Source organism: Paenibacillus sp. E222, from assembly GCF_013401555.1.
Classification (GTDB): Bacteria; Bacillota; Bacilli; order Paenibacillales; family Paenibacillaceae; genus Paenibacillus.
On sequence record NZ_CP058552.1, the window covers coordinates 4,530,852 to 4,557,621 of the forward strand.

The 26,770-nt window shown below is 41.7% G+C and carries 20 protein-coding genes; 16 read left to right on the forward strand and 4 right to left on the reverse strand.

What is annotated here, in order from left to right; all coding sequences use genetic code 11:
• Window positions 1-44 precede the first annotated feature (44 nt).
• The 9 genes from HW560_RS20470 (at window position 45) to HW560_RS20510 (ending at window position 12,469) form a co-directional block, all read left to right on the forward strand.
• Window positions 45-1,040, forward strand: coding sequence for a tyrosine-protein phosphatase (locus HW560_RS20470; RefSeq protein WP_179264498.1), 996 nt, complete (start codon window positions 45-47; stop codon window positions 1,038-1,040).
• A gap of 170 nt (window positions 1,041-1,210) precedes the next feature.
• A complete protein-coding gene (locus HW560_RS20475; RefSeq protein ID WP_257031386.1) occupies window positions 1,211-2,734 on the forward strand; it encodes an AcpB/EbpR/MafR family transcriptional regulator in 1,524 nt (507 codons plus the stop codon).
• Window positions 2,735-2,890: 156 nt separating this feature from the next.
• On the forward strand, window positions 2,891-3,598 hold the full coding sequence (deoD, locus tag HW560_RS20480) for a purine-nucleoside phosphorylase (protein ID WP_090899132.1): 708 nt from the start codon (window positions 2,891-2,893) through the stop codon (window positions 3,596-3,598).
• A 45-nt stretch (window positions 3,599-3,643) separates the two neighbouring features.
• On the forward strand, window positions 3,644-4,960 hold the full coding sequence (locus HW560_RS20485; protein ID WP_179264500.1) for a purine/pyrimidine permease: 1,317 nt from the start codon (window positions 3,644-3,646) through the stop codon (window positions 4,958-4,960).
• Window positions 4,961-4,962: 2 nt separating this feature from the next.
• The gene (locus HW560_RS20490; RefSeq protein WP_090899127.1) at window positions 4,963-6,144 is read left to right on the forward strand and encodes a NupC/NupG family nucleoside CNT transporter; all 1,182 of its coding nucleotides are present in this window, start codon (window positions 4,963-4,965) and stop codon (window positions 6,142-6,144) included.
• A gap of 515 nt (window positions 6,145-6,659) precedes the next feature.
• A complete protein-coding gene (locus HW560_RS20495; RefSeq protein ID WP_090899125.1) occupies window positions 6,660-7,697 on the forward strand; it encodes a branched-chain amino acid aminotransferase in 1,038 nt (345 codons plus the stop codon).
• A 318-nt stretch (window positions 7,698-8,015) separates the two neighbouring features.
• Window positions 8,016-8,864, forward strand: a complete 849-nt coding sequence (gene licT, locus HW560_RS20500; protein WP_090899122.1) for a BglG family transcription antiterminator LicT — start codon at window positions 8,016-8,018, stop codon at window positions 8,862-8,864.
• A 136-nt stretch (window positions 8,865-9,000) separates the two neighbouring features.
• Window positions 9,001-10,923: a beta-glucoside-specific PTS transporter subunit IIABC gene (locus HW560_RS20505; protein WP_090899119.1), complete on the forward strand. Its 1,923-nt coding sequence runs from the start codon at window positions 9,001-9,003 to the stop codon at window positions 10,921-10,923.
• A 76-nt stretch (window positions 10,924-10,999) separates the two neighbouring features.
• Window positions 11,000-12,469, forward strand: a complete 1,470-nt coding sequence (locus HW560_RS20510; protein WP_179264502.1) for a glycoside hydrolase family 1 protein — start codon at window positions 11,000-11,002, stop codon at window positions 12,467-12,469.
• A gap of 167 nt (window positions 12,470-12,636) precedes the next feature.
• Here HW560_RS20510 and HW560_RS20515 read toward each other — a convergent pair whose 3' ends face one another.
• Complete coding sequence (locus HW560_RS20515; protein WP_179264504.1) at window positions 12,637-13,770, reverse strand: LuxR C-terminal-related transcriptional regulator; 1,134 nt, start codon at window positions 13,768-13,770, stop codon at window positions 12,637-12,639.
• A 160-nt stretch (window positions 13,771-13,930) separates the two neighbouring features.
• On the opposite strand from HW560_RS20515, the gene HW560_RS20520 reads away from it, so the two are divergent.
• Window positions 13,931-14,674 carry an SDR family NAD(P)-dependent oxidoreductase gene (locus HW560_RS20520; RefSeq protein WP_090902403.1) on the forward strand — a complete coding sequence of 248 codons (744 nt, stop codon included), beginning with the start codon at window positions 13,931-13,933 and terminating at the stop codon, window positions 14,672-14,674.
• 614 nt (window positions 14,675-15,288) lie between these two features.
• Here HW560_RS20520 and HW560_RS20525 read toward each other — a convergent pair.
• Complete coding sequence (locus HW560_RS20525) at window positions 15,289-15,690, reverse strand: VOC family protein (RefSeq protein ID WP_090899110.1); 402 nt, start codon at window positions 15,688-15,690, stop codon at window positions 15,289-15,291.
• 330 nt (window positions 15,691-16,020) lie between these two features.
• Between HW560_RS20525 and HW560_RS20530 the strand changes: the two genes are divergently transcribed.
• Window positions 16,021-16,821 (forward strand): GNAT family N-acetyltransferase, encoded by an 801-nt coding sequence (locus HW560_RS20530; protein ID WP_179264506.1) that lies wholly within the window; start codon window positions 16,021-16,023, stop codon window positions 16,819-16,821.
• Window positions 16,822-17,174: 353 nt separating this feature from the next.
• Window positions 17,175-18,473 (forward strand): NCS2 family permease, encoded by a 1,299-nt coding sequence (locus HW560_RS20535; protein ID WP_179264508.1) that lies wholly within the window; start codon window positions 17,175-17,177, stop codon window positions 18,471-18,473.
• A 73-nt stretch (window positions 18,474-18,546) separates the two neighbouring features.
• Here HW560_RS20535 and HW560_RS20540 read toward each other — a convergent pair whose 3' ends face one another.
• Entirely contained in the window at window positions 18,547-19,299 is a 753-nt protein-coding gene (locus HW560_RS20540) for a MerR family transcriptional regulator (RefSeq protein WP_090899098.1), read from the reverse strand.
• A 22-nt stretch (window positions 19,300-19,321) separates the two neighbouring features.
• On the reverse strand, window positions 19,322-19,933 hold the full coding sequence (locus tag HW560_RS20545; RefSeq protein WP_090899095.1) for a CPBP family intramembrane glutamic endopeptidase: 612 nt from the start codon (window positions 19,931-19,933) through the stop codon (window positions 19,322-19,324).
• A 225-nt stretch (window positions 19,934-20,158) separates the two neighbouring features.
• Between HW560_RS20545 and HW560_RS20550 the strand changes: the two genes are divergently transcribed.
• From HW560_RS20550 to HW560_RS20565, 4 genes are all read left to right on the forward strand, one after another.
• Window positions 20,159-20,698: a cysteine hydrolase family protein gene (locus tag HW560_RS20550; RefSeq protein ID WP_090899092.1), complete on the forward strand. Its 540-nt coding sequence runs from the start codon at window positions 20,159-20,161 to the stop codon at window positions 20,696-20,698.
• Window positions 20,699-21,050: 352 nt separating this feature from the next.
• On the forward strand, window positions 21,051-23,351 hold the full coding sequence (locus tag HW560_RS20555) for a stalk domain-containing protein (protein ID WP_179264510.1): 2,301 nt from the start codon (window positions 21,051-21,053) through the stop codon (window positions 23,349-23,351).
• A gap of 184 nt (window positions 23,352-23,535) precedes the next feature.
• Window positions 23,536-25,821 carry a preprotein translocase subunit SecA gene (locus HW560_RS20560; RefSeq protein ID WP_090899086.1) on the forward strand — a complete coding sequence of 762 codons (2,286 nt, stop codon included), beginning with the start codon at window positions 23,536-23,538 and terminating at the stop codon, window positions 25,819-25,821.
• 20 nt (window positions 25,822-25,841) lie between these two features.
• Window positions 25,842-26,597: a class I SAM-dependent methyltransferase gene (locus HW560_RS20565; RefSeq protein WP_179264512.1), complete on the forward strand. Its 756-nt coding sequence runs from the start codon at window positions 25,842-25,844 to the stop codon at window positions 26,595-26,597.
• Window positions 26,598-26,770 lie beyond the last annotated feature (173 nt).

Below are 26,770 nucleotides of genomic sequence, written 5' to 3' on the forward strand. Positions count from 1 at the left end.
GTTGAAATATCATCACAGAAGCGAAAGCTCTACGAGGAGGAAATATGATGTCAACATCTAAACCACTTTTACAAGGTCCACTAGTACAGGCAAAATACAGCGATAATAACGTATTTACCCTTGCTTGGAATACAGCAGAGAATGTAAAAGCAGAGGCGATCTACCATTCCAATCATCCGGAATTCGATGAACTGAGCAGTACGTTGCTGGAGGTACGTATAGAGCCCATTGGAGCAACTTTCACAAGAACACTATCGCCAGGCCGCAGCTATTATCACGTGAAGTTCAAGGACGGTTCTGTGTCTACGATACAAGATCGTATGATTTATACGGATGGCATTATTAATTTCCGTGATATGGGCGGATATCACACAGAAGATGGACGAACTACCCGATGGGGCATGCTGCTGCGTTCTGCTGATCTGCATGAGCTCGGTGACCAGGATCTTCAGACTGCTGAAGCTCTCGGCATAGATTGGATTTGTGATCTGCGTAGCGAATTCGAAGTGGCGAGTCGTCCAAGCCCTGTAATCGGAAAAGCAATGAACTCGAACATTCCTTTTATGGCAGAAGCAAACCCGGAAGAAATGCAGAAGATTGCGTTTGACTTAAACGTAGGCTATAAAGCTATGATTTTAAATACGGAAAAATGTTCGCTTATCCTTCAGGAGCTATTAAAAGAAGGCCGCAGCACCTCCTTGTTCCACTGCGCCGCAGGTAAAGATCGGACAGGTGTAGTATGTGCAGTTATCCTTCTTACCTTGGGCGTACCTCGGGAGGTAGTTATTGAAGACTACGAGCTAACGAATCTAGCGGTGGACGGGCTTATGCAGCGCTTCCTGTCGGATACTAACAAAGTGTATATGGACCAGATGCCTGAATTAGAGGGCAATATTCCGGATATGATGAAAGCAGCCTTTATACAGGCTGCACTTGAAGCCATTGATGAGAACTATGGTTCTTTCGAAAAATATCTTCACGAGGGACTTGGCATCACGGAGCAAGAAAGAACTACGCTTCAAAATAGATATTTAGTTTGATAGTAGATTTAACGCTATGCATACCAGTAGCAGACTTTTCCCCTTCTTACCGAGAAGGGGGGGAAGTCTGCTACTGTTGGATTGAACTAATGAGTGGGATAGTTTAAGCTTATTCACACTGGTTTATTATAGATCGTATTTAAACACATTAAAAAGCCGATTCTTTCCTTATGGAGGAATCGACTTTTCTTTATCAAAAAAACTCTTTATCAAAAAAACATGATGACAATCCAATTAAATTGAAACAGGGTGGGGAAATGGATAAGGGATTTACATTAGCCAGTCAACTATTAACGCTGCTTGATACAGAACAAAGATGGTTTACTTTGGCCGAAGTTGAAAAGAGTCTAGGTATCTCAGATAAAACCATACGTAAGATGGTTGAAGAAATCAGCAAGCAATTACCCCCTACGGTTACCATAGAAGTTTCTAGAGGAAAGGGAATCGTTCTTCGGCGTGATGGACGAAGTGAGACGATGAGTGAAGTCATTTCTACGATGTTCAGACAAACCATTTTTTATCGACTGATGAATGTATTGTTCACGAATATGGATCGACTGTCCGTGGAGGAGCTAGCCGGAGTTATGTTTATGAGTACCTCATCGTTGAAGAAACTGATTGTACAATTAAATAATAATGACCTAAAAGCGTATAAGTTACGCATTACGTATTCAACCCCGACAATTAAAGGGAATGAAATGAATATTCGATATTTCTATTGGAAGTTATATTGTGATGCGTATGAGTTCACAGGATGGCCTTTTGCGAATGTCGATTTTGCATATATCAATCAATTAATTACGAATACAGAGAATGAGAAAAATATTGTGTATTTTATCAATTCCAAACGGAGATTGTCTTTTTTGTTGGCCATTGTTGTGGAAAGAGTAGCTAAAGGGAAATGCTTAAAAATCGACGAAAGTGCTTACCCCTGGGAAAAGGGAATGTTTTATATGCCCGTGAAGACCCTCGCCAAGAGTCTTGGAGATAAGCTTTCCATTGATTTTCCCCATAGTGAAATTTACTTTATGCAATCCCTGGTCAGTCTCAGCCAATATCATTATTATGAAGGATCAGAAATAACGCCGATGAAAGAAGTTGAATTGCATAAGGACAAAGAAGAATATCAAATGGGTAATCTGCTTCTAAGGCTACTAGCCAAAGTATACCCTAACTTGGAGATGGAAGAACGATTTCTATTGGAGATATACGCATTCTTTGACAAGTTATTAATCGATAATGCAATTCCTGAATGGATGATGATATCAAAAAGTAATTTAACGGCGTACGTTCAAAAGGAATGCCAGCAGCTTTATCAAGAACTGCAAACTTGCATGCAAACGTGGAGTAAAGCTTATCCTGCCGTCTTGTATAATCATTTTCATTTAACCAAGCTAACCTTAATTGTTCGTTCAAGTTTACGTTATAAAAGAAAAAGGGCCTTCTTGGTGATTGGAGAAGAATTTTCAATTCGTCATTACATAGCGGATTTGATCAAGAAGGAAATTGGGGATCAGCTGATCATCAATACTTCCATAATGAAAGGGCTCTCCGACGAAATGATGCAGAAACATCAGATTGATTTTGTCATTAGTAATATCCCGGTAACATTGCAGACCGTGCCTGTTGTTATTATTTCTACGATCCCGTCTAAAAGAGATCTGGACAATATTCGTAAAGAACTGCTTTTATAATTTGATCAATTATTTCCCGTATCCTCCGTAAGATTTTGGTCTAGTTTGTTATGCTGAAAAATCTTATGCTCAATGTACTTTCCGAACTGATTTTCTGAAGACAACGGAAGAGATTTCGGTAAGACGGGTTCAACATTGAAAGTAGGAGGCAGAAATATGAGTAGGCATTTAGGCGCAAAAAAAGGAGATATAGCGGACATCGTTTTGCTTCCGGGAGATCCTTTGCGTGCAAAATTTGTAGCAGAACACTTTCTAGATGAGGCCAATTGTTATAACGAAGTAAGAGGAATGTACGGGTACACCGGATTATACGAGGGGAAACGCGTATCGGTTCAAGGGACAGGGATGGGAAATCCATCGATGAGTATCTATGCAACAGAATTAATCGTCGATTATGAAGTGAAGAAATTGATTCGTATTGGTACATGTGGCGCGATGCAGAAAAACATTAATATCCGCGATATTATAATAGCCCAATCCGTGTCTTCGGATAGTAATATGACGGATAAGATCTTCCATGGCTGTAATTATGCACCTACAGCAGATTTCTCATTGTTAATGAAAGCGTATCAACAAGCACAAGCTAAACAAGTAAATGTCTTTGTCGGCAATATCTATAACTCCGATGAATTCTACCGTGAGAGCTTAGATCGACTTCACAAGTTTATGGATTTTGGTGTATTAGGAGTTGAAATGGAAAGCACAGCCTTATATACGTTAGCCGCTAAATATGGTGTGAGAGCGCTATCCATTTTGACAGTAGGCAGTCAACTGTTAACACAGGAGCACTTAACTCATCAAGAAAGTGAACAATCATTTTATGAAATGGTCGAAATCGCTCTTAACACAGCCATTGAGAGCTAATCTATCAATACGAGTACGGGTGCAAGAAAAGAGAGTGAGTAAGAAATGAAGGAAATACTATCTGGATTGCAGTGGATGATGTTTATGATCGCAGGTGCAATTGCTGCGCCAATTGCTATCGCAGATTTATATAACCTAACACCTTTGGAGGCTTCTGGACTCATCCAGAGCACACTGATTACTTTAGGAATAGCTGGATTTTTACAAGGCGTCATCGGCCATAAATTCCCTATTCATGAAGGTCCAGCAGGATTATGGTGGAGCATTTTCACCATTTACGCAAGTTTAGTGGGGGGATTGTATTCTTCGAGTATTGCTGCCCTGCAAGCTTTAAGCGCGGGAATGATCTGTAGTGGAGTTTTATTTATCCTAATCTCAGCATTTAAGCTAATGGATAAAATCGCTCGTCTATTTACGCCAACGGTCACTTTTATATATTTGCTCTTATTGATCTTTCAATTAAGCGGTTCTTTTATGAAAGGTATGATGGGGATCACGTCAAGCCACACCTTGTTAGATGTTAAAGTGTTCGTGCTGAGTGTGATTGTGATTTGCATTACCTTTGGGTTAGGGAACAGTCGCTTTGTTTTGCTGCGCCAATTTTCAGTAATAATCAGTATATCGATAGGCTGCTTATTGTTTATCATATGCGACAAGATGCCGGTGATTTCACCGGCGGATACGCTATTTAAACTGCCCCAAATATTTCCTTTTGGAAGTCCAAGATTTGATAGCGGGACAGCCACAACTGCCTTTCTATTAACACTATTATTAATAACCAATGCGCTTGCGTCTATTCGGTTGATGGAGACCGTTATGAAACAAAAGAAATTGGATTATAACCGTTATTTGCGTGCCGGATTTGCTTCTGGCATTACCCATTTTATTGGTGGCAGTTTCGGAGCGATTGGTTCAGTGCCTATTTCAGGAGCGGCGGGATATGTTGAACAAACAGGAATGAGGGAACAGAAATCGTTTTTAATTGGATGCATCTTAGTCATCTCTGTATCCTTGTTTCCGCCAATAATGAACGTAATATCCGGTATCCCAGCGCCTATAGGTTATGCCGTTACATTCGTCATCTTTGTGAAGATGGTTGGATTATCGCTGAAGGAATTGAAGAAGGTTCTGCATGAAGAACGAACATGTATTGTTAGCGGAGTTTCTCTTCTAGTTGGTGTGGGTTTAATGTTTATTCCTACATCCGCTACGAGCCATTTATCTCCGATTGTAATAGCCATTTTGAATAATGGGTTAATTTGCGGAAGTCTATTGGCGATTATTTTGGAACAAGCGTTAATGTGGAAAGATGCAAATCGATATGAGGATTGCAAAAAAAGTATCGATAATTTGGAGGGTTAATTATGCATTATCTAATTTCTGTTGTTGGTCTGGTTATTGTTCTATTATTGGCCTGGCTTGCGAGTAATAATAAGCGGAAAATCAAATATCGTCCAATCATCATAATGATTGTTATTCAGTTAGCTTTGGGATTAATTATACTAAAAACGAGTATAGGCGAATTCTTAATCAAAGGGTTTGCCGATAGTTTTTCGAAATTACTCGGATATGCCAACGAAGGAACGAACTTTGTTTTTGGTGGGATTGCCAATGAAGGAGCTCATACCTTTTTCCTGTTTGTGTTGATGCCAATTGTCTTCATGTCAGCATTAATAGGAATCCTGCAACATTACAAAATACTGCCGTTCATTATCAAGTATATTGGTCTGGTGCTAAGTAAAGTAAATGGCATGGGAAAATTGGAATCTTATAATGCGGTTGCAGCCGCAATTGTAGGACAAAATGAAGTATTTATTTCTGTGAAAAATCAACTTGGATTATTGCCAAAACATCGCTTGTATACATTATGTGCATCTGCAATGTCGACGGTATCGATGTCCATTGTTGGTTCATATATGACGATGCTGGAACCTAAATATGTAGTAGCTGCATTAATATTAAACCTATTTGGCGGCTTTATCATTGCATCCATCATTAACCCGTATGAAGTTACAGCTAAAGAAGATATTGTTGAAGTTCAGGAAGAGGGCAAACAAACGTTTTTTGAAATGCTGGGCGAATATATTATGGACGGCTTTAAAGTAGCCATTGTAGTGGGAGTAATGTTAGTTGGTTTTGTTGGAATCATTGCTTTAATTAACGGGGTCTTCAGCGGCATATTTGGTATCTCGTTTCAAGGAGTTCTAGGGTATGTCTTTGCACCAATTGCCTTTATGATCGGAGTGCCATGGCATGAAGCGGTTCATGCGGGGAGTATTATGGCAACGAAGCTGGTTGCGAATGAATTTGTTGCGATGCTTGACTTTGTTAAGATTCAAGACGGTTTAAGCGGGCGTACTACTGCCATTGTTTCCGTTTTTCTAATCTCATTTGCTAACTTTGGGTCCATTGGTACTATCGTGGGTGCAGTAAAAGGGCTGAATGAAAAACAGGGGAATATTGTTGCACGTTTTGGATTGAAGCTGTTATATGGAGCCACACTTGTAAGCGTTTTATCTGCTATAATTATCGGAATTATATTTTAAGGTAAATCATTTTTCTTTTGAATACAAGTGAACTCGAAATAAGATTGTTCCAAAAGGACGGTTGATGTCGAGGGACACAAAAATTATCACATTACTTAAAAGCCGCGTAACTGCGGCTTTTTTATATATTGATGTTAAACCGTAGGACAAGAACATGAATCGTTAGCCGGGGGGATTATAGAATATGACTCTGGGTTTCAAGACAGGGCATGAAAGAAATGAAACGTGATATTCTCTTCATGGAGCATGATTTGCGAGAAGAGGCAATGGTTTAGAAATTTGATGAAGTAAGCTAAGTGTACAACATTTTACTCGTTGGAGTATAAATTAACAATTATGTAAAATAGCTAGAAAAACTGTTTTATCTAAGAATGTTCGAATAAGGACATCTGGTGAGCAAACAGTAATTTTTATTTCGATTTTTATAAAACTGCTCTATACTTAATATTATTTTGAATTTATTATGAATTGAGAAGAGATTACATTATTCGATAAAATAAAGGTATGGTGACAAAATGGAAAAGCAAAACTTGGACTGGAGTAACCTCGGATTCAATTACAGAAAGACTGAGAAACGATATGTGTCAAATTTTATAGACGGAAAATGGGATGATGGAATTTTAACAGAGGATACCAATGTAGTCCTCAACGAATCGGCAGGCGTTCTTCAATATGCGCAGACATGTTTTGAAGGTTTAAAAGCCTACACCACCCAAGACGGACAAATTGCAATTTTTCGTCCCGATTTAAATGCACAGCGCATGGAGGATTCCGCCACAAGACTTCATATGCAGCCCTTTCCAAAGGATAGGTTTATAGATGCTATTGTCGAGACCGTAAAAGCAAATGCATCATATGTACCACCGTATGGCTCTGGTGCCACACTATACATACGGCCTTCTCTATTCGGAAGTGGCCCTGTAATTGGGATTAAACCTTCTGAAGAGTATCAGTTTAGAGTGTTTACTACACCAGTAGGTCCTTATTTTAAAGGAGGAGCTAAGCCCCTTACCCTCTGTGTTAGTGATTATGATCGTGCTGCGCCATATGGTACAGGACATATCAAAGCAGGATTGAATTATGCCATGAGTCTTCATGCGCTAAGAACAGCCCAACAAAATGGCTTTGATGAAAATATGTATTTGGATGCTGCAACCAGAACCAAGGTTGAAGAAACAGGCGGGGCCAATTTTATCTTTATAACCAAAGACAATAAAGTTGTTACACCCAAGTCGGAAAGTATTCTTCCGTCCATCACCAGACGTTCTTTGATGGTAGTTGCTGAGAAATATCTTGGCCTTGAAGTGGAGGAAAGGGAAGTTCTTTTCGAAGAGGTAAAAGATTTTGCAGAATGTGGTTTGTGTGGAACAGCAGCTGTTATTTCTCCTGTCGGTAAAATAGATGACCATGGTAAAGAAATTTATTTCCCAAGTGGGATGTCCGAAATGGGGCCTATTTCAAAGAAACTGCTTGAAACTCTTACTGGTATCCAGATGGGAGTTCTCCCGGCACCAGAAGGCTGGATTAAAAACATTACTATTGGCGGGGCTTGATTCCCTGCTTTTTTCCATTTAAAGGTAGGGGGCGTAGAAGAATTGCTGAGTGCTGCACATGACGTGAAAACTGTACATGTACACATTGAAGCAAAATCGTGTAAAAGGATGTAAACCAGTGGGATTGTCATGTATTCAATACTTATTTTGAGTTACACGTATTATTTATTTGACAACGATTACATGATTCGTTACAATACAGCTAAATAAGGAGTGTCACTGATTCGATCAGGCACCACCTCAGTCTCCATTTCACAAGTGTATACTTGTGTTCGAAGACGATGGTGGTGCTTTTCTCATATAGGGGGTGAAGGCAGCATGAAATTCAAAAAGTCACTGAACAACAATATCGCCCTTGCAGAAGATGACGAAGGTTGCGAAGTCATTGTAATAGGTACTGGCATTGGTTTCAAAAAAGCGAAAGGGCAACCCCTTGATCGCGACAAGATCCAAAAAATGTTCAGAATTGGAGCCAATGACAAATACCAGCGGATCGAGCAGTTTTTTAACGACATTCCTCTGCAAGTCATTGATATAACCGATCAGATTATAGAAATGGGTCAAGAGAAGATTGGGAAAAAGCTTAACGATTCATTGCTGTTGACCCTTGCGGATCATATACATTTTGCACTGGAACGCCATAAAAGCGGGATGGATGTTCAGAATCCCCTTCACTGGGACATTCGGCATCTGTATCCTGTGGAATATCTTGTAGGTGAACAAGCCGTTAACCGGATAAACGAAGCTTTTTGCGTGACGATGTCCCATAGCGAAGCAAGTTCCATTGCATTGCACTTCGTGAATTCGCAGATCGATTCAGGCGGCATGAACCAAACGATCAAGATTACTAAAATGATTAATGACAGCCTGGAGATTATGTCCCATCATTTCGGCATCGCGCTGGATCAGAAATCTGTGAACTATTCCAGATTCATCACTCATTTGCGCTACTTCATCGTCCGCCAAATGAATCGGGAGGTACTTTCGTTCAAAGATCAGCATTTCTTGTATGCCGTGCTATCGGAAAGGTACCCTTCAAGCTTCCAATGTGCGCAAAAAATAAAGGAGTTTATGGAACGGCAGCATGAGTTCACGATTACTCCTGATGAGATGGTTTACCTAATGATTCACATCGAGAGAGTGACGTCGCATTCCGATGCGGACTGAACATCACGTTTGAATAAATAGAATATGGAGTGTTACTGATTCGATCAGGCACCACCAAATGTTACCGACTCTGCACATGCAGAGGACAGGTTTAGCATTTGGTTTTTTTTTCGCCAAAAACAGAGGAGGAATCAGCATGAACCACAGGGAGTTGTCCGCGGAGATCATCCAGTTAACAGGAGGAGAAGAAAACATCATACAGGCCTGGCACTGCATCACCAGACTCCGCTTCAATGTTAAGGATGAGAAGAAGGTTCAACTGGAGCAGATTAAAAAACTGAATGGTGTCCTGGGTGCCCAGTTTCAGAACGATCAATTCCAGGTCGTCATCGGAAATAACGTCGCTGCGGTATATGCGGAATTGGAGGGTCAACTGAAGCAGGACACCTCTACCGAGAAGGACAAACAGGCTCCGCGCTCCAGAGGCATCAACGCCGTTCTGGATACCATCTCGGGCATATTCACACCGATTCTGCCGGCTATTGTAGGCACTGGTATGCTCAAAGGAATTCTGGCATTGCTGGTGACCTTGGGACTGTTGCACGAAACCAGTGGCGAATATCAGATCTTGTCCTCCATTGGCAATGCTGCTTTTTATTTCTTGCCTTTCCTGCTAGCGGTGTCATCCGCACGCAAATTCAAGGTGAACGAGTATATCGCTCTGACGCTTGCAGGGACGCTGTTATATCCGACCATTCTGGATGCTTTCAATGCCAATCATCTTGAACCGATTCGTTTCCTTTCGCTCCCGGTTTCGATCGTGAATTATACGCAGTCCGTCATACCGATTATTCTGGGTGTGTGGTTGCTTAGCTACGTGTATCGCTGGGTGGACAAGGTTATTCCAGGGCCGGTAAAAGTTATTTTTACATCGATGATTGTTCTGGTCATTACGGTGCCGGTTCTGTTGATTGCCATCGGCCCGTTAGGTACTTACATCGGTACTTATTTGGAAATGGGTACATCGTGGCTCTTCGCCCATTCCGGTCCTTTGACGGGAATTATCCTTGGCGGTTTGATGCCATTAATCGTCATGACAGGCATGCACTATGCATTTTTTCCGAGCACACTGCAAAATTTGAGCAAACTTGGTTATGACGTGCTTTTGTTGCCCATCAACCTCGTCACCAACATGAGTCAGGCTGGCGCGGTAATGGCGGTGTTTCTCAAAACGAAAAATCCAAACATGAAGTCGATTGCACTGTCGAGTGGCATTTCCGCTTTACTGGGCATTACGGAACCTGCGTTGTACGGAGTTACGCTAAAGTTGAAAAAACCGTTCTACGCATCACTCGTTGGTGGAGCCGCAGGCGGTGGGTTTATAACAGCAGTTGGCCTGAAATGTTTTGGATTTGCTGTTCCGGGATTGCTGTCACTGCCGTTATACATCGACCCGAAGGGTGGGATGTCCAACTTGTGGTATGCGTTAATTGGAGTCGCTATCAGTTTCGTCATTTCGTTTATCTTGACTCTGATGCTGAAATGGGATGATTCTGAGCCACAGCCTTCGGTATCGTTAGACCCCCCATCGATGGAAGTGAAACCTGAAACCTCGCCGAAGGAAAACAAATTGCCTGTCACGGTTCACTCCATTGAAGAGAAGAAAGGTGAGGTACAGAGTCCGCTGACCGGGGAACTTGTCCCACTTGCAGAGCTTCCAGACAAAACATTTGCAGATGAGTTGACAGGTAAAGGAATTGCGATCAGACCGACAGAAGGCAAAGTGACCGCACCTTTTGACGGAATAGTCACGATGGTAGCCAAAAGCAAACATGCGATTATGCTTCAATCCATGGATGGGATTGATATACTCATCCACGTTGGACTAAACACGGTCTCGCTCAAAGGCAAGTTCTTTGATGTCAAAGTAGAAGCTGGACAAGAAGTCCGCTTGGGCGATCCGCTTATTGAATTCGATCTGGAGAGCATCAAAGCAGCGGGACTGGACATTGTTTCACCAGTTATTGTGACGAATACGCCGGATTATCTGGATGTTGTGCCAGTGCATGTGAAGGGGGTGATTTCAATGAATGAATTGCTTCTAGTCACGGTTCGCTAAATGTTTTATCACATTTATCATATGAAGTCATCTTAATTTCAAACTCAAACTATTATATCAAAGGAGCACAACCATCATGACAAAACAAGAAACTAAACAAGCATTCCCAGCAGGCTTTTTGTGGGGAGGCGCTACAGCAGCCAATCAGTTGGAGGGAGCATTTGATGCTGATGGGAAAGGGCTGTCCACTTCGGACATGGCTCCATTCGTACCCAAGGAACTTCGCAATGGCAAGGATTTTACCTTTGATGTCAATTCTGTTGAGCTTGAAGAGTTCCTGGGAGGAAACACAGATGTGTATTTCCCGAAGCGCAACGGGGTAGATTTCTATCATCGTTATAAAGAAGACATTGCCATGTTCGCCGAGATGGGATTCAAGGTATTACGGATCTCTATGGCATGGACACGCATTTTCCCTACAGGGGAGGAAGAGGTTCCTAATGAAGCAGGTCTGGCGTTCTATGACAATGTGCTGGAAGAACTCTTGAAGCATAATATCGAACCGCTCGTGACCATCTCCCATTACGAAATGCCTGTACATCTCACTCAGAAATACAATGGTTGGGAAGACCGCAGACTCATTGACCTGTATCTGAAATTCGCCAACACCCTGTTTGACCGTTATAAAGACAAAGTAAAATATTGGATTACGTTTAATGAAATGAACATGATCCTTACAAGCCTGTATACGGGTGGCGGTATCCTTGAGGATAAAATCAAAGGCAGCAAAGAGCAGGTTGCCTATCAAGCGACGCATCACCAGTTTGTAGCGAGCGCACTCGCTGTAAAAAGCGGTAAAGAGAAGATGCCAAACGCCCAAATCGGCTGCATGATTTGCCGTCTGGAAACGTACGCTGCATCAAGCAAACCGGAGGACGTTCTGCAAACGCTGAAGGAAGATCAGATGAATCTGTTCTATCCAGAGGTTCAGGCACGGGGCGAATACCCATCTTACATGAATCGATATTTTGAGGAGAACGGGATTAAGCTGGTGAAGGAACCTGAGGATGATGCGATTATTAAAGATAACACGGTCGATTTCATTGCATTCAGCTATTATATGACTTATATCGGAAAATACGATCCGAATGACAACAGCAATTCCGGCATGCTGGTTAGTCAAGTGAAAAACCCTCACCTGGAAGTGACTGAATGGGGTTGGCCAATCGATCCAATCGGTCTTCGTGTTGCACTGAACCGTTTGTACGATCGTTATCGGATGCCTTTATTTATCGTTGAGAATGGCCTTGGTGCTACCGACAAACTGGAGGAAGACGGCTCCATTCATGACACATACCGGATCGACTATCTGCGTCGCCACATCGAGCAAATGAGAGAAGCGGTAGCAGATGGTGTAGATTTGATGGGCTTCACAAGCTGGGGACCCATCGACATTATTAGCTGTTCCACATCTGAAATGGGTAAACGTTATGGCTTCATTTATGTAGATCAAGACAATGCCGGGAATGGTACGCTGCAAAGATACCGCAAAGACTCGTTTGACTGGTATAAACAAGTTATTGAAAGTAATGGACAAATCTTATAACAAGCATAAAACATCTGTGCAAGACAGCCGATCCATGGACCGGCTGTCTTTGGTTTAAGGGCTATTATTTTTTCTGAAACGAATGAATAATTAATATCATATGTGTAAGTTTAGTAAATTTCTTGATCAAATCGGTTGATTCGTTGACCGAGGCATGACCAAATGTACTAACTCAATAACCCCCAACGAAAAGCATAAGCAACGACCTGTGTCCGATTTTTTGCACGCAGCTTGGACATCAAGCTGCTTACATAATCTCTCACAGTATATTCGCTGAGGAACAACAAGGAAGCGATTTTTTTGTTGTCGTATCCTTCCGCCAGAAGTTCGAGAACGGTGGACTCCCTTTCTGTTAAGGCGATGGCCATCGTTTTGGCGGTGTTTTCCTTCTCTTTTCTGGATAAAAACAAACCAATTCTCTTTCCCGCTTGTTCAAGCAAATCGAGTTCGCCCTTCGTACAATCAAATGAATCCCCCATTTGGTCAAAAGTGACCCAGCCATACAATTGCTGCTCGTGGGCAATCGGTATAAATATGATCGAAGACAACTGAAATAACTGGATATGCTCGTCCCTTAGATAAGGTTTTGGATTTTTCAAGTAGATCGGTCTCTTGGAGTTAAAGATTAGATTTTGCTCGGTCAATTGTCCTTTCATACTCTGAATTTTCGGAAGTTCTTCACCAATGACCCCATAGAACTGGTTGGACCAAGGTACATAGGCATAGAAGACACAACGTTTATAATTGAAATACTTCTCACATTTTTTCAGGATAAAGGCTAAATCTGAAGCTCCGGAAGAACTGACTAGGAGTTGGTTTAACTGATCCAGCAAGCGCAGGTTTCTTAATTCGTCATTTTCCTCCGTTCCTTGATTAACAGACTCCGTATCAGCCCACTTATGAAAGCTATGCATCAGATAAGAAAAGACAGATAACAGGAACATTAGAGGGTCCAACATCCGTTGATGTTTCAGTTGTATTAATAGTGTTAGTAAAGCTTTTTCCAATATAATTTGAAGCCATTGTAAGCTTGCCATATTTAAAATAGTTAGCTGGGATTGAACCCAGGTATCCAAATAAGAAGAATAATGATTATCCAAATGATCCAAGTCTGAATAAGTAAACATTTGAAAAAAGGATCTCATCAGTACTTCCGTTTCGTTCCGATGTATTTCAGGGATGTTAGCTTCCGAAATCAAGTAAATGTTTGTATTTTCTTCGAGCTGTTTGCTGTGCGTTTTGAAAAATAATACAAATTCCTGAAAAGTCATTTCACCATATGGATGAAAATGTTGGGTCATAATAAGCCGTTCCCTTCCAATGAAATACCCTACAAATGGAGGGTATACAATCCATTATTACACAGAACCTTATAGGATAGTATTTCAAAATTAAAGGAGTAAGATTGAAGAGTACTGATTATTGAATCTTACTAATGATGAAACGGAGCGGTTGAATCTTATGAAATTACATGCAAAAGTAGCTATTGTTACAGGCGGTGCCAGTGGAATTGGTGAGGCCACGGTTCGCCTTTTCGCAAAAGAAGGAGCAAAAGTGGTCATTGCTGACTATTCTGAACATGGTAAAGAGCTAGCTGCCGAACTTAATGGAGAAGGTCATGATACGTTATTTGTCAAAACAGATGTGACTAAAGAAGAAGATATTAAACACATGATTAAGGAAACTGTTGAGAAATATGGCAAGCTGGATATTATGTATGCAAATGCAGGGGTTGCCGATGACGAAATCGCTGATGTATTGTCTTATGATAAATGGAAACGCACAATCGATATTAACTTGTCGGGTGTATTTCTTTCCGATAAATATGCTATTGAGCAGTTCCTTAAGCAGGGAAATGGCGGAATTATTGTTAATGCTGGCTCGATCCACAGCTTTGTTGCATTGCCTAAAACGACAGCTTATGCTTCAGCAAAAGGAGGCGTTAAACTGTTAACTCAGAATTTATGTACTGCTTATGCAAGCGAGGGAATTCGTGTCAACGCGGTATGTCCTGGATACATTGAAACGCCTTTGTTGAAAAACGTAGATGCAAAGAGCAAAGAATATTTAACTTCACTTCATCCACAGGGCAGACTTGGAAGACCAGAAGAAGTAGCTAAAGCTGTGTTGTTCCTAGCCAGCGATGATGCTAGCTTCGTGAATGGTACGACCTTGCTTGTTGATGGCGGCTATACCGCGCATTAATTTAGTTGAGATGTAGGATGAATTTATCTGAAAACAGATGATCAAATCGAAATAAACCTCTAATCATTGAAAAATTCATTCATGATTAGAGGTTTTCTTTTACATACGGCGGAGGCTATAGAAGCTTCCTAAATTACCCTTTGACAGAGCATTAAGGTTTGCTGCATACTGACTTTATAAAGTTATTTTATAAAGAGGGTTACAAAACGCACTGGATACATTTAGAAAGGATCAATGGAGATACAGGAGGTGAGCGTTATGGTATATATAATTTTAGCAGCTATCATTTGGATTGGAGCATATGCGGCTTTGAAATTGTCGAGTCAGCCTATAGAAGTGAAGCCCATTCGATCCATTAATGATTTCTTTGAATAACTAAAGGAATTTCCATAGATACTTAATAAGTTTTCTTTATAAAGAAAAGTGAACGGACCCTGATGTGACTAAGAGCAGGCAGAAGTGACTGGCAGCAAATGTTGTGAATTTAGCAGAATCCCTAAAACAATACTTCATTTGGGGGATTTGTTCTTTTGAATTCTGGTTCGAACATGTTTTCATTCAGAAGCACCCTATGAATAAACGCCGGCGACCTTAACAGGTGACCGGCGCTTCACTTATTTTTTCGGCATTTTACTCTCATCCATGTATAGCAGGTTCCAGCGGTGACCGTCCAGGTCGGCAAATCCTGCGCCGTACATCCAGCCGTCGCTTTCACTCGGTTTGCCAAAGATGCTTCCTCCGGCAAACTCCACTTTTTGAATAAAGGTATCTATTTCTTCTCTGCTTTCAGCGCCAATGGAGAATATTACTTCTGCGCTATGGGAAGTATCTGCTGTTTTTGAACCTGTAAATTTCTCAAACGCTGACTCCGGGAACAATAGAATCGCTGTTTGACCTATGGAAAGCTTGGCTCTTTCGTTCCCAACGCTCACCGCTTGGAATCCAATTTCATTGAAAAAGGCAGTTGACCTCTCAACATCTTTGACCGGCAGGTTAATCCAGATCTCTTGTGGCATGGTTATAGCCTCCTAAAATAAAATTAACTAAGCTTAATATACTCTACTTCTGGTAGCAGATGCGAATCTTATCAAAGAAATAAATGAATGTTATTATTATGAATATTGAACAAATGGAGGGATGGACATAGATAAGAAGAAGTACTTTATCCTGATGCCACCGATGTTAATCATTGGACTGTTTATAATTTACTTTCTTACAGCAAATCAGAGAGCTTATGTATTCTTAGTTCCTATTGTATTTTGGTTGACATACTATATCTGGGTATTTGTTGAAAGAAAACAAGATAAAAAAATAGAATAAGAAATTATAGGTTGAGAGGTGTTAAAATGTTTTCGCATCGCTTGCTTACTCACGATACAATTATTGAATTATTGCCCAACATTAATACAGAACAGAATCTGCTTTTTTATAGTTATTTAACGCAACGTAAGGATAAGGCTCAATATGTTGGTCAATTTATGAATAGCCAACTTACAGCTGTATTAGCTTATTTTAGCGAACTATCTTTTCCTGCATTTTCTTTCTTCCGAGTGGAAGATCAGGACATCTTTTTGCCAGAACTAATTGCTTTTACAAGAGAAACTATCCAACTTGACGAAAGTGCTGTATGTGGCACGATACTCTGTCAACGAGACCTTGAACTTTTTCAATCCTGCGGACTCATCAAAGGAATTCCTCAGCGTTTTTTAACTATGAAACATCAGGATGAATCGAAACTCCTTGAAGCTCACATTGCAAAAAAGATAAATGAAAATGAATATTCTAAGGTAATTGATTTTTTACATAGTGGGGAAATGAGTTTTTTTACAAGGAGTGAGTTAGAGAATTACCCTTTTCTTGGAATTAAGGAAGGGGAGGATTTCATCGCTGTTGGCGGCTACCATTTTTATGACTCTCAGCTAGTAGAGCTTGGGAACATTGTTACCAGGTTAGATTACAGAGGCAGAGGATTAGCTAAACGCCTAACAAGTGAATTGACACACCTCGGTAAAAAACGGTCACCAGATGTTTATCTGGGCGTTTTAGCAAATAACGTGCCTGCTGTTCGCTTATATAAAGGCTTGGGGTATCAAACAACAATGGAACTTTATATTGTCAATTTTACTTTATTCACAACAAAAATATAATTCGATGTATAGTCGCTACTTTAGCGGCTTTTTTTGTTTGATTGGTACAAGAACTAAATTCATTGTAACTTACTCTAAAAAACGAATGAATATTCCCTATCATCTCTATATAGTTCGTAAATAACTGTGAACAATACGTTAATTCATTGACAATGAGTGATATATTTATTAAAATTCGAAAGGGCATCAGGGTAAAGCAGATATGAGTATCCTTATCATTGGTTTAGAATCTTAGCTTTTTAATCCTAATGACGAATATAGGAGCGGTAATATTACAATCCTATGACGATGATTAGGATTTTTTTATTTTTAGCTTTGGTGAATAATTTGAAAGTTGGAGGCTGGCTTTAATCATGGACAATTGGTTCAAACTAAAAGAAAGAGGCACGACCGTTTCAACAGAGATCATCGCAGGGATTACAACATTTTTCACGATGGTATACATCGTAATCGTAAACCCAGGAATACTCAGCAGCACGGGCATGGACTTTAACGGAGTATTCATTGCTACAGTGTTGGCGAGTATTGTGGCGACGTTGATCATGGGAATCGGGTCCAATTATCCGATCGTTATAGCGCCTGGTATGGGTCTGAATGCATTCTTTGCTTATAGTGTAGTTGCTGGATATGGCGTGTCTTGGCAGGTTGCACTGGGAGCGGTATTTATAGCAGGGCTTTTGTTTATTATTTTATCGCTTACTTCATTTCGTTACATGCTGCTTGATGCCATTCCTGCGAACCTTAAGCACGCGATAACAGCAGGGATTGGATTGTTTATTACAACGGTAGGCCTGCAAAATTCCGGGATTATTGCTGATTCCGAATCCAATTTGATTACGATCGGGAACTTGGCAGAACCTATGACTTACTTGACCATAATCGGATTAATTATCACTGTTGTGCTTATGGCTTACAATGTAAAAGGTTATCTGTTCATCGGAATGGTGGTAACAGCGATTCTTGCCTGGATCATGGGGCTGTTTCAAATGCCGGAGTCGATTGTATCCTTGCCACAAGGCCTCACGTCAACGGCTTTCCAATTGGATTTGGCAGGCGTATTCTCTAATGGTTTGTATACCATCATATTTACGTTCCTGTTGATTACGCTGTTTGATACGACGGGGACGATGCTCGGCGTTGCTGAACAAGCAGGGCTGCTGAAGGAAGGTAAATTTCCGCGCTCACGCGGCGCCCTATTGGCAGATGCCGTTGGGACTACCACTGGCGCTTTGCTTGGAACGAGCCCAACATCGGCTTATATCGAGTCCAGCACAGGGGTGGCTGCAGGAGGAAGAACAGGACTGACGGCGGTAACGGTAAGTGTACTACTTGCTCTTACTTTGTTCTTTACACCAATCGTAAGTGTCATATCAGGTATCCCGGCGATCACTTCTCCGGCACTGATTATTGTTGGTTACTTTATGATTAGCGTAATCAGCAAAATCAATTGGAAGGATCTCGAAGAAACATTTCCTGCCTTTTTGATTATCATCCTTACTCCGTTGACGCACAGTATTGCGACAGGCATCGGTGTTGGCTTCATTTTCTATCCGGTACTCAAGCTGCTTCGCGGAAAGGGCAAGGATGTTCATCCGATATTCTACATTTTTGCGGTATTGTTCTTCATCCAGCTTGTATTCCTGGACCACTAAGAAACGGTTTAATCACAAAAAGGAGAACTGCTTATATAAAGGCAGCTCTCCTTTTTTATATGAAACCCTCTTTTCAATCCTGTAGAGAAGAATTATTCTTCGTATTTAATACCTCAAATGCTTCCTTTAAAAAATCCATGGTATGCTTAGGCACCAACGCCTCATAGGGTTTTACGCTTTTATTCAGTTCTTCGTTATTTACCTCGTCATTGAACATGAGATTACGTAATGGAGTATCTGCACATATGCCATGCAACTGCTGCTGTATGATAGGATGATCTGGTGTAAGATCATTTACGATAGCCCGATGGACAAGCAATAACAAATTGTAAAATCGTCCATCCATATGGGTTTGCTTAGAGATATCCTCTGGAAACACCTGATCAATAATATCTATAGAGACATACTTTTGAAGCAGCTTTTTTTGAGCCTCCTCAACACGCATGGAATTCATAAGTAACATGAGTATTTCAGAGTTTGATTCATTGAGTTGATCTTGCTCGGTTAACAATTGGACTCGTTCAATGAGTGCTAAAGAACAATCAATGGCTTCCCTCCGCTGTCGAAGTAATTGTTCTTGAACTCTAATGATTTCATGGAAAGAATATTTCGGATTTTCCAAACAGACTTTAATCTCGTTTAAGGAAAGACCTAGACTTTGCAATAGTTGGATTTCATGAAGCCTTTTAAAGTCCGCATCCACATATATATAATGATCTTTTTCATTTTTCTGTGAGGGGACTAATATTCCAAGTTGTCGATAATGTCGTAAGGTACGAACCGTCGTATCTGCCAGCTTTGCAAATTTACTTGCCGTTAATCTCATCTAAAATTCCTCTTTTCCAAAATCATTTCTTGTATTTTTTCGCCAGAATCATTCCAATACAGGTATTATAAATCCCATGGGCAAGCATTGACGGGATTAACGAGCCGGTAAAATAAAAGAGTAGTGCAAAAATCAAACCATTTACAAATACACCTGTGAGGATACCAGTGGCTCCTTTATATTGGGGAACATGTATTACCCAAAATAGAAAAGTGCTTATTAGGATAACGAGCCAATCCACAATTATAGAGTATCCAATACATAATCCGATCAGGACACCTCTAAAAAAGAATTCTTCAAACACCCCACCACCTATTGCAGATAAAGCTATACCACTTGGTTGGATCATTATTTTTTTGATCAGATCTGATCCCTCGGTTTTGGGGAGTTCTGTTCTGGTTTTGATGAATGCAACTAGAACAATAGTTGTTATAACCAAACTAGAAATAAGACCAATGAGTACTGCGGATAAAATACTAATCTCGTTTGGTATAAATAGGTCAGCTATAAATGGTAACATATCTCCCCGTTTGAATATCCAAATAAAAACCAATCCGATAAAAAGAAATGATGTTAGCGTTAGTGATGCTCTCAACAGTATTTTGTACTGTTCCTTTGCCGTGGTGTCAGTCATAATTAAACTCCTTTTATCTGTTTTTTTTCATTATAGATTGTGACGTAGCGTCCCCCGCAACATTTGCTTTTTGTTTAAAAAAACAAAGTTCCTGTCCCAAATGGAGGGCAAAACTTGGGGTCATAACTGATTAGGTGTAAAAAATAATGAATATAATTATGCTTACGGGCAATTCTAACCTCTAGAAATGAATGAAGAAGTATCCAGGATGAGGAGGGGATAGTTATGACCTACACGCCAGCTTTATTGATCATAGATATACAGATCGGATCATTTATGGATCCTCTCTTTATACATAACAGTGAAAAATTATTAGATAATATCAAACAACTTATTACGTGGGCCCACATAAGTAAGATTCCAGTCATACTTACGCAGCATAATGGGAAATTAGGGACGCTTACCTCAAAAAATTCCTCAGGGTGGAGTCTTCATCCCGCCTTACCCTTGATCGCTCAAGATGTGAAAATTGAAAAGAACTTTCCAGATTCATTTCAAGATACCACCCTTGAATCCCATTTAACTCATCTAGGGGTTAATCAACTGGTTGTCGCGGGAATTCAGACTGAGATATGTGTTGATGCGACATGTCGTAGAGCATTTAGCTTGGGATATGACGTTATTTTAGCAAAAGATGCTCACAGTACCGCGGACTCTTCCGTTTTAATTGCAGATCAAATCATTACACATCATAATATTCTTCTACAAAACTGGTTTGTTTCTTTAAGCGATACCCAGGATATCATAATGTCGGTTTCAAGATAAACAAGGAATCAACCCGGTCTCTGGATGTCCAATTAAATAAAAGTGACTTGAAAAGAATTGAAGCCGAAATTCCGGAGAATGAAAAAGCAGGTGGGAGTTTTCCGTAGATAAATTTTAAAAATGGTGTTGTGGTCCGTCCATAAGTTAATAGATAATTCAAGACCTTGAGGGTGCTAAACTCTCAAGGTCTTTCTTATTTTCTCTCTCCCAGCATCGAATGAATAAAAACCACGCTGAAATCGATCCATAATTTACAAGTTTACTAGAAACTTTTTCCTGAATCTAGCGTCTATACTATGACTTTTTGAGAGTATAACAATTACTTGGGAGCAGAAGGAGATAAAGACAACGCATGAATATGAAAAAGAAATTATCCATTTTTACCGCTTTAGCCGTTTTACAAGCATTTGCAGTCGGTTCAGTGAATGCGCAGTCAGCACCGCAGGATGACACATCGTCAGTAAATACGGCCAAAGTAGAATCGGTTGAGGTATTAAAGCAGGAGCAGCCGATTGCTGAGCGTGAAGTAAAGACAGGGAGCAGTAATGCATCTGCCATTACACCGTCTTCTGAAGGGAAGAAAACTGAAAATCCAACAGACACTGAGGCAACACGTACAACAGATATCGAGAAACCCGCTATAGATGGGGGAGAGACGACTACAAACGAAACAAGCACGAAACCTGTAACTCAAGAGGGAACTCCTGAGGATGCTGAAACGCCAGCTACGCCTGCTCAAATAGAGCAGCCATCCATTGATGGAAATTCTGCTGTAGCAGCAGGCGGCAATCTGACGTTGTACATGAATAGTAACAAGATGGAGCAGGATGGGAAAACGTATCTGGCTGGCCAGCCAATGACTGTAAAAAACGGCGTATCCTATGTTGCGATCCGTGCACTGGTGGACCGTGTGGGATACGGGGTCAAATACGATAACAAGACCAAAGAAACGATCATCATTAGTGGTGATAATGAGCTCCGATTCAAAACCAACAGCACGGTCTATACCGTAAATGGAGAGTCCAGAACGATGAAAGGCCCTGCTTATCAGCAAAAAAATACGTTCATGGTGCCGTTAACTTCCATTACTCAAGCTCTGAACATCACCTATAAAGTGAATCAGTCGGCTAAAACGGTTGTGCTGAATCTCAATACTAAACCCGTTGCAAGCTTTGTGATTACACAAAAGGAAATTTTTGCTGGCGATAAGGTGGACTATGTGACTTCTTCCAGTTCTCCAAATGGCTTGGATATCCTAGACGAACGCTGGACAGGTCGTCAGGATTCGTTTGATCAAGCGGGTACATATACGATTTCATATCAAGTACAGGATTCAAACGGCCAATGGAGCGATCCCTATTCGATGACGATTCAAGTTTTGAGTCCTAATCTTCCTCCTGTAGCCATGTTCACCACAGACAAGGAACAGTATAAAATGGGTGAGAAAATAACATACATCGACCAAAGTACAGATGATGAAAACAGTATTGATAAAACGGTATGGGAGAATAATTCGCTGGCTTTCTTTGAACCCGGTCCAAAAACGGTGACACTCACCGTTACTGACAATCACGGCGCGACGAACACGTACTCCAAAGTTATAACTATAACCAATGAGACATTATATTCATTTTCCGATTTCAATTTACTCTTCACGCCGGTAGGACAGAAATTTACCTTTAACGGTGGCGAAGTAACTTCCATGGAAAAAGTGTCTTATACGTACACGGATGAGCCAAGTTTGTTGATCCGCAGCAACAGTCCGGAAACGGTTAATACGGAAGGAATCGTGTATAAAGAATCATCTTCAGGGCAGACCCGTTTCATGATTCACCACGTGAACAATACGGGAAAAAGAGTGAAGATGTATGTAATTGCAACAAATAACAACCTAAATCCGGCAGTATTCGAACAACAAAATATGGGCTTTGCTGGGCCTACACCGTATGCTACCGTAGCTGGGAAATTGTCGATTGATAAATGGTTCAAGTCAATTCAGACCCGGGCGGATCAAAAGAAAGAAGTTATTCAACCTGGAGAAAGCAAACTGATTTTGACCGAACTAAATAAAACTCCAATCAAAGAAGGACAAGTGATCTCACTCTATTCGGATGCTTATAGTGATTATACCCTTGACTATAACGTTATCCTGGTCGAAGAAAATAAAGATCCGTTCGAGACTTTACCAATGCTGCCTGTGCTTGATCGTGACGGTGTGCACAACCGTGGAACGTATCCGAATGCGACTCGTATCATTACGTATGATCAGCTAGTGGGAGCCGAACCTGCTCGTCTGCCACTGGGTGATAACGCAAGCGATCCCAATCTGGTTGGAACAGATCCAATGGCTTACACAGACGCATCCAACGCGGGTAATTTTGGCGTATTGTACAAAATCACGCTGAATAATGTGGCTCCGCGTACGTTAATCTCATTTAACCCTCGTGGAGGGAAGTACTCAGGAGTGGCTCTAGTAAACAATCAGGTTGTATCCATTGCCGATGGTAACGTTGCTGTTAGCAATTCAAGTGAACAAAGCGTTCTTTACCGCACAGGGGCATATGGAGAGAGCGTAACGATTCTTTTCTCTGCCGCGCCAGGAAGCAACCTGCCGGTTAATCTACTCTTTACACCGCTCCCATCGGAGAAGTGATGAAGTTGTTTCACATAAGCTAGAGCGGGAACGAATGATTTGGCTGGTGTGTTAATGATCGAAAGAAGGGACTCCATATGGAGTCCCTTCTTATCACGGGGCAATAAGAGGACATACGGAATGGATACCGCTTAAAAAGTTACGATAGAACCGCTTATTTCTACTGAGGAGGAATCAAATTCCGATGAATGTAGTCGTCAAGTTGATACGTGAATTCAAAGAGCGCGATACCCGGCGTTTGTTGAAAGATTATCGAGACAAAGTGGAGCTTATCAGGAAACGGAGTTTGGAAGCTTGGGACAATCAGCGGCTGCAAGCGGAATCCCTTCGGCTGCAAAATGAGGCAAAATCAGGCACGTCTTTGGATGAGCTGCTTGTTGATGCTTATGCGCTAGTCTGCGAGGCTGCGAAGAGAACACTCAGATTACAGCCTTACGATGTCCAGATTATGGCTGCTATCGCTTTGCACGAGAGATTTTTGATCGAACAGCATACCGGTGAAGGAAAAACACTCTCTGCTGTTATGCCTGCTTATCTAAACGCATTGACCGGCAAAGGCGTTCATGTGCTCACATTTAACGACTACTTGGCAAATCGAGATGCAGAGTGGATGGGCCCAATCTACCGCTTCCTTGGGTTAACGGTAAGCTCGGTTCAAGCGGGCATGAGTTTGCTCGAAAAACGGGAAGCTTACGCCAAGGATATAACCTATGTTACGGCTAAAGAAGCAGGGTTTGATTATTTGCGCGACACAATCGCATTCAATGAAGCTGATACCGTACACCGTCCTTTCCACTACGTCATCGTCGACGAAGCGGATTCACTGCTTCTTGATGAAGCGCGGGTGCCGCTAGTCATTAGTGGCGATTCGAGTGCTTCCAAGAATGACGGCATTCTTTTCGCAGAAGTGGCCCGGCAGCTGCAGCCAGCAGAGCATTACGATTTTGACGAGTTCAAGCGGAACGTTTACTTGAATGATGCGGGTGCTGCAAAAGCGGAGTTGCTGCTGGGATGCGGTAATTTGTACGATAGCCATAATAGTCATTTGTTAACGTCATTGAATTGTGCGCTGCATGTGGAATCGTTATTAAAAAAAGACGTCGATTACATCGTCCGGCACGGTGAAATTGAGCTAATCGAAGAACATACCGGCCGTGTGGCCGAGAACAGGTATTTGCCGGACGGGCTTCAAGCTGCACTGGTGGCGAAAGAAGGGTTGCAGTGGAAGGCTGGTGGTAGAATCCTCGGTACGATCACCATTCAACACTTCATTAGCCTGTATTCGGGAATTTGCGGAATGACGGCTACGGCGCACGCTTCAGCAATGGAATTCGAGGATATCTATGCACTGCAGGTCGTGCAAATTCCGCCGAACCAGCCAAACATACGGATCGACCACAAACATCGGATTTACACCCATAAAGAAGCCAAATATAAGGCGCTTGTACAAGAAATATCTTCCGTCCATAGGGTGGGACGCCCCATTCTTATTGGTACGTCAAGCGTCGAGGAATCTGACATGCTGGCGGAGGCACTTGCGGTTGCCGGAGTACCTTGCCAGGTTCTGAATGCAAAAAACGATGCAAAAGAAGCCGAAATCATCGCTAAAGCGGGAGAAATCGGGGCCGTAACGGTATCTACGAATATGGCAGGGCGCGGCGTCGACATTCGTCTCGGCGGCGGTAATCCTGCTCAGGCAGAAGTGGTTGCCAAGCTGGGCGGATTATACGTAATAGGTACACATGTGAACGAAAGCATGCGAATTGATAACCAGCTGCGCGGGCGTTCCGGCCGCCAAGGCGACCCGGGAGCTTCCGTATTTTATATAAGCCTGGAAGACGAGTTGATGCTTCGCTTTGGCATTCATAGACTGTTTCGCGCTCCCAGGCAGGACGAGGTTCTTGATGATCCGGCGCTCCGCAGCAAAATCGAGCATATTCAGCGCGTTATTATAGGTCAAAACTTCGATATTCAGCGGGAATTGAACTGTTATTCGGATATGGTGGAGGATCAGAGGCGAATTCTATACGAGGAGCGGCTCGGAATTTTGAAAGGCGAGAGACCGATGAGCTCATCGGAGCAGCGGGTACGGCTTTTTTATATCGACGAGTTATGGGCTGACCATCTGGCATACGTTTCTTACATTCGCGAAAGCATCCATCTCCAGAGCATTACCAGTCGCAACCCGATCGACGAGTTTCATACGCAAATCACCCAAGCATTCGAGCAAATTCCGGCTAAAATAGATCATGAGTCGGCGAATATGCTTAGAAAACTTGGAGGTTCGAATGATCCGGCGAAATGGGAAGAGTTCGGTCTGAAGAGTCCTATTTCGACTCGAACCTATATGATCAACGATCAATACAGCCAAGATAAGCGCAGCTCATGGACCGGAACGACGGTATTTGCTTTTTGGGGCAGTAAGATTTTGAAACTGTTACTGAGGCCAGTATATAGGATGTCAAAATAGTGATGGGAGTGTGACGATCGATGAACAATAGAGAACGGTTTACGAGCCGGGTCGATTCGTATTTAAAATACCGCCCGAGTTACCCAAAAGAGGCTATTGACCATTTGTATGAGGTCGTCGGTTTACGTGCGAGCAGTAATATAGCAGACATCGGTTCAGGTACTGGCATCATCTCAAAGTTGCTTCTGGAACGCGGAAGCTATGTAATCGCGGTCGAGCCAAATCAGGCAATGCGTGAGGCCGCCGAGCAAATGTTAGAAAGTAATCCGCAATTCCAGAGTATAGAAGGTTCCGCAGAATCTACTGGATTACCTGATCAGTCGGTTGATTTTATTGTCTGCGCTCAGGCATTTCACTGGTTCGATCGCTCTGCAACCCAAATCGAGTTTCGCAGAATTCTAAGGCCAGGTGGGAGAGTAATACTCATCTGGAACTCACGTCTTACAAACGGTACTCCGTTTCGTGAAGAGTACAATCATCTGCTTCATACTTACGGAACCGACTACGAAAAAGTCAATCATAAAAATATTTCTCAGACGATGCTGCTCTCTTTTTTCAAGGAAGGTTCAATGCATGAAATGCGAGTCAGAATGAGTCAGCAGTTCGATTTTGAGGGCTTGAAAGGCCGGTTGCTGTCCTCTTCCTACAGCCCTGCACCCGGGCATGCAAATTATGATCCCATGATGAAAGAACTGCGGAATCTATTCAATAGGAATAATCAAGATGGTATTGTTGAATTCGATTATGAGACTGAGATTTTTTGGGGAGAAGTATAGTTCTTCAAAATGATACCCAGCTATGCATAGCTATGCCTGAGCTGAGTAGTGATGAAATCGATTCATGTAAATGCCATTCAGCTTCTGATCTCGGGAATAGAGCATATGATTACCGGATCAGAAAAATGCCGCTTATCTTTGAATGGATAAGCGGCATTTTCATTATTTATTCA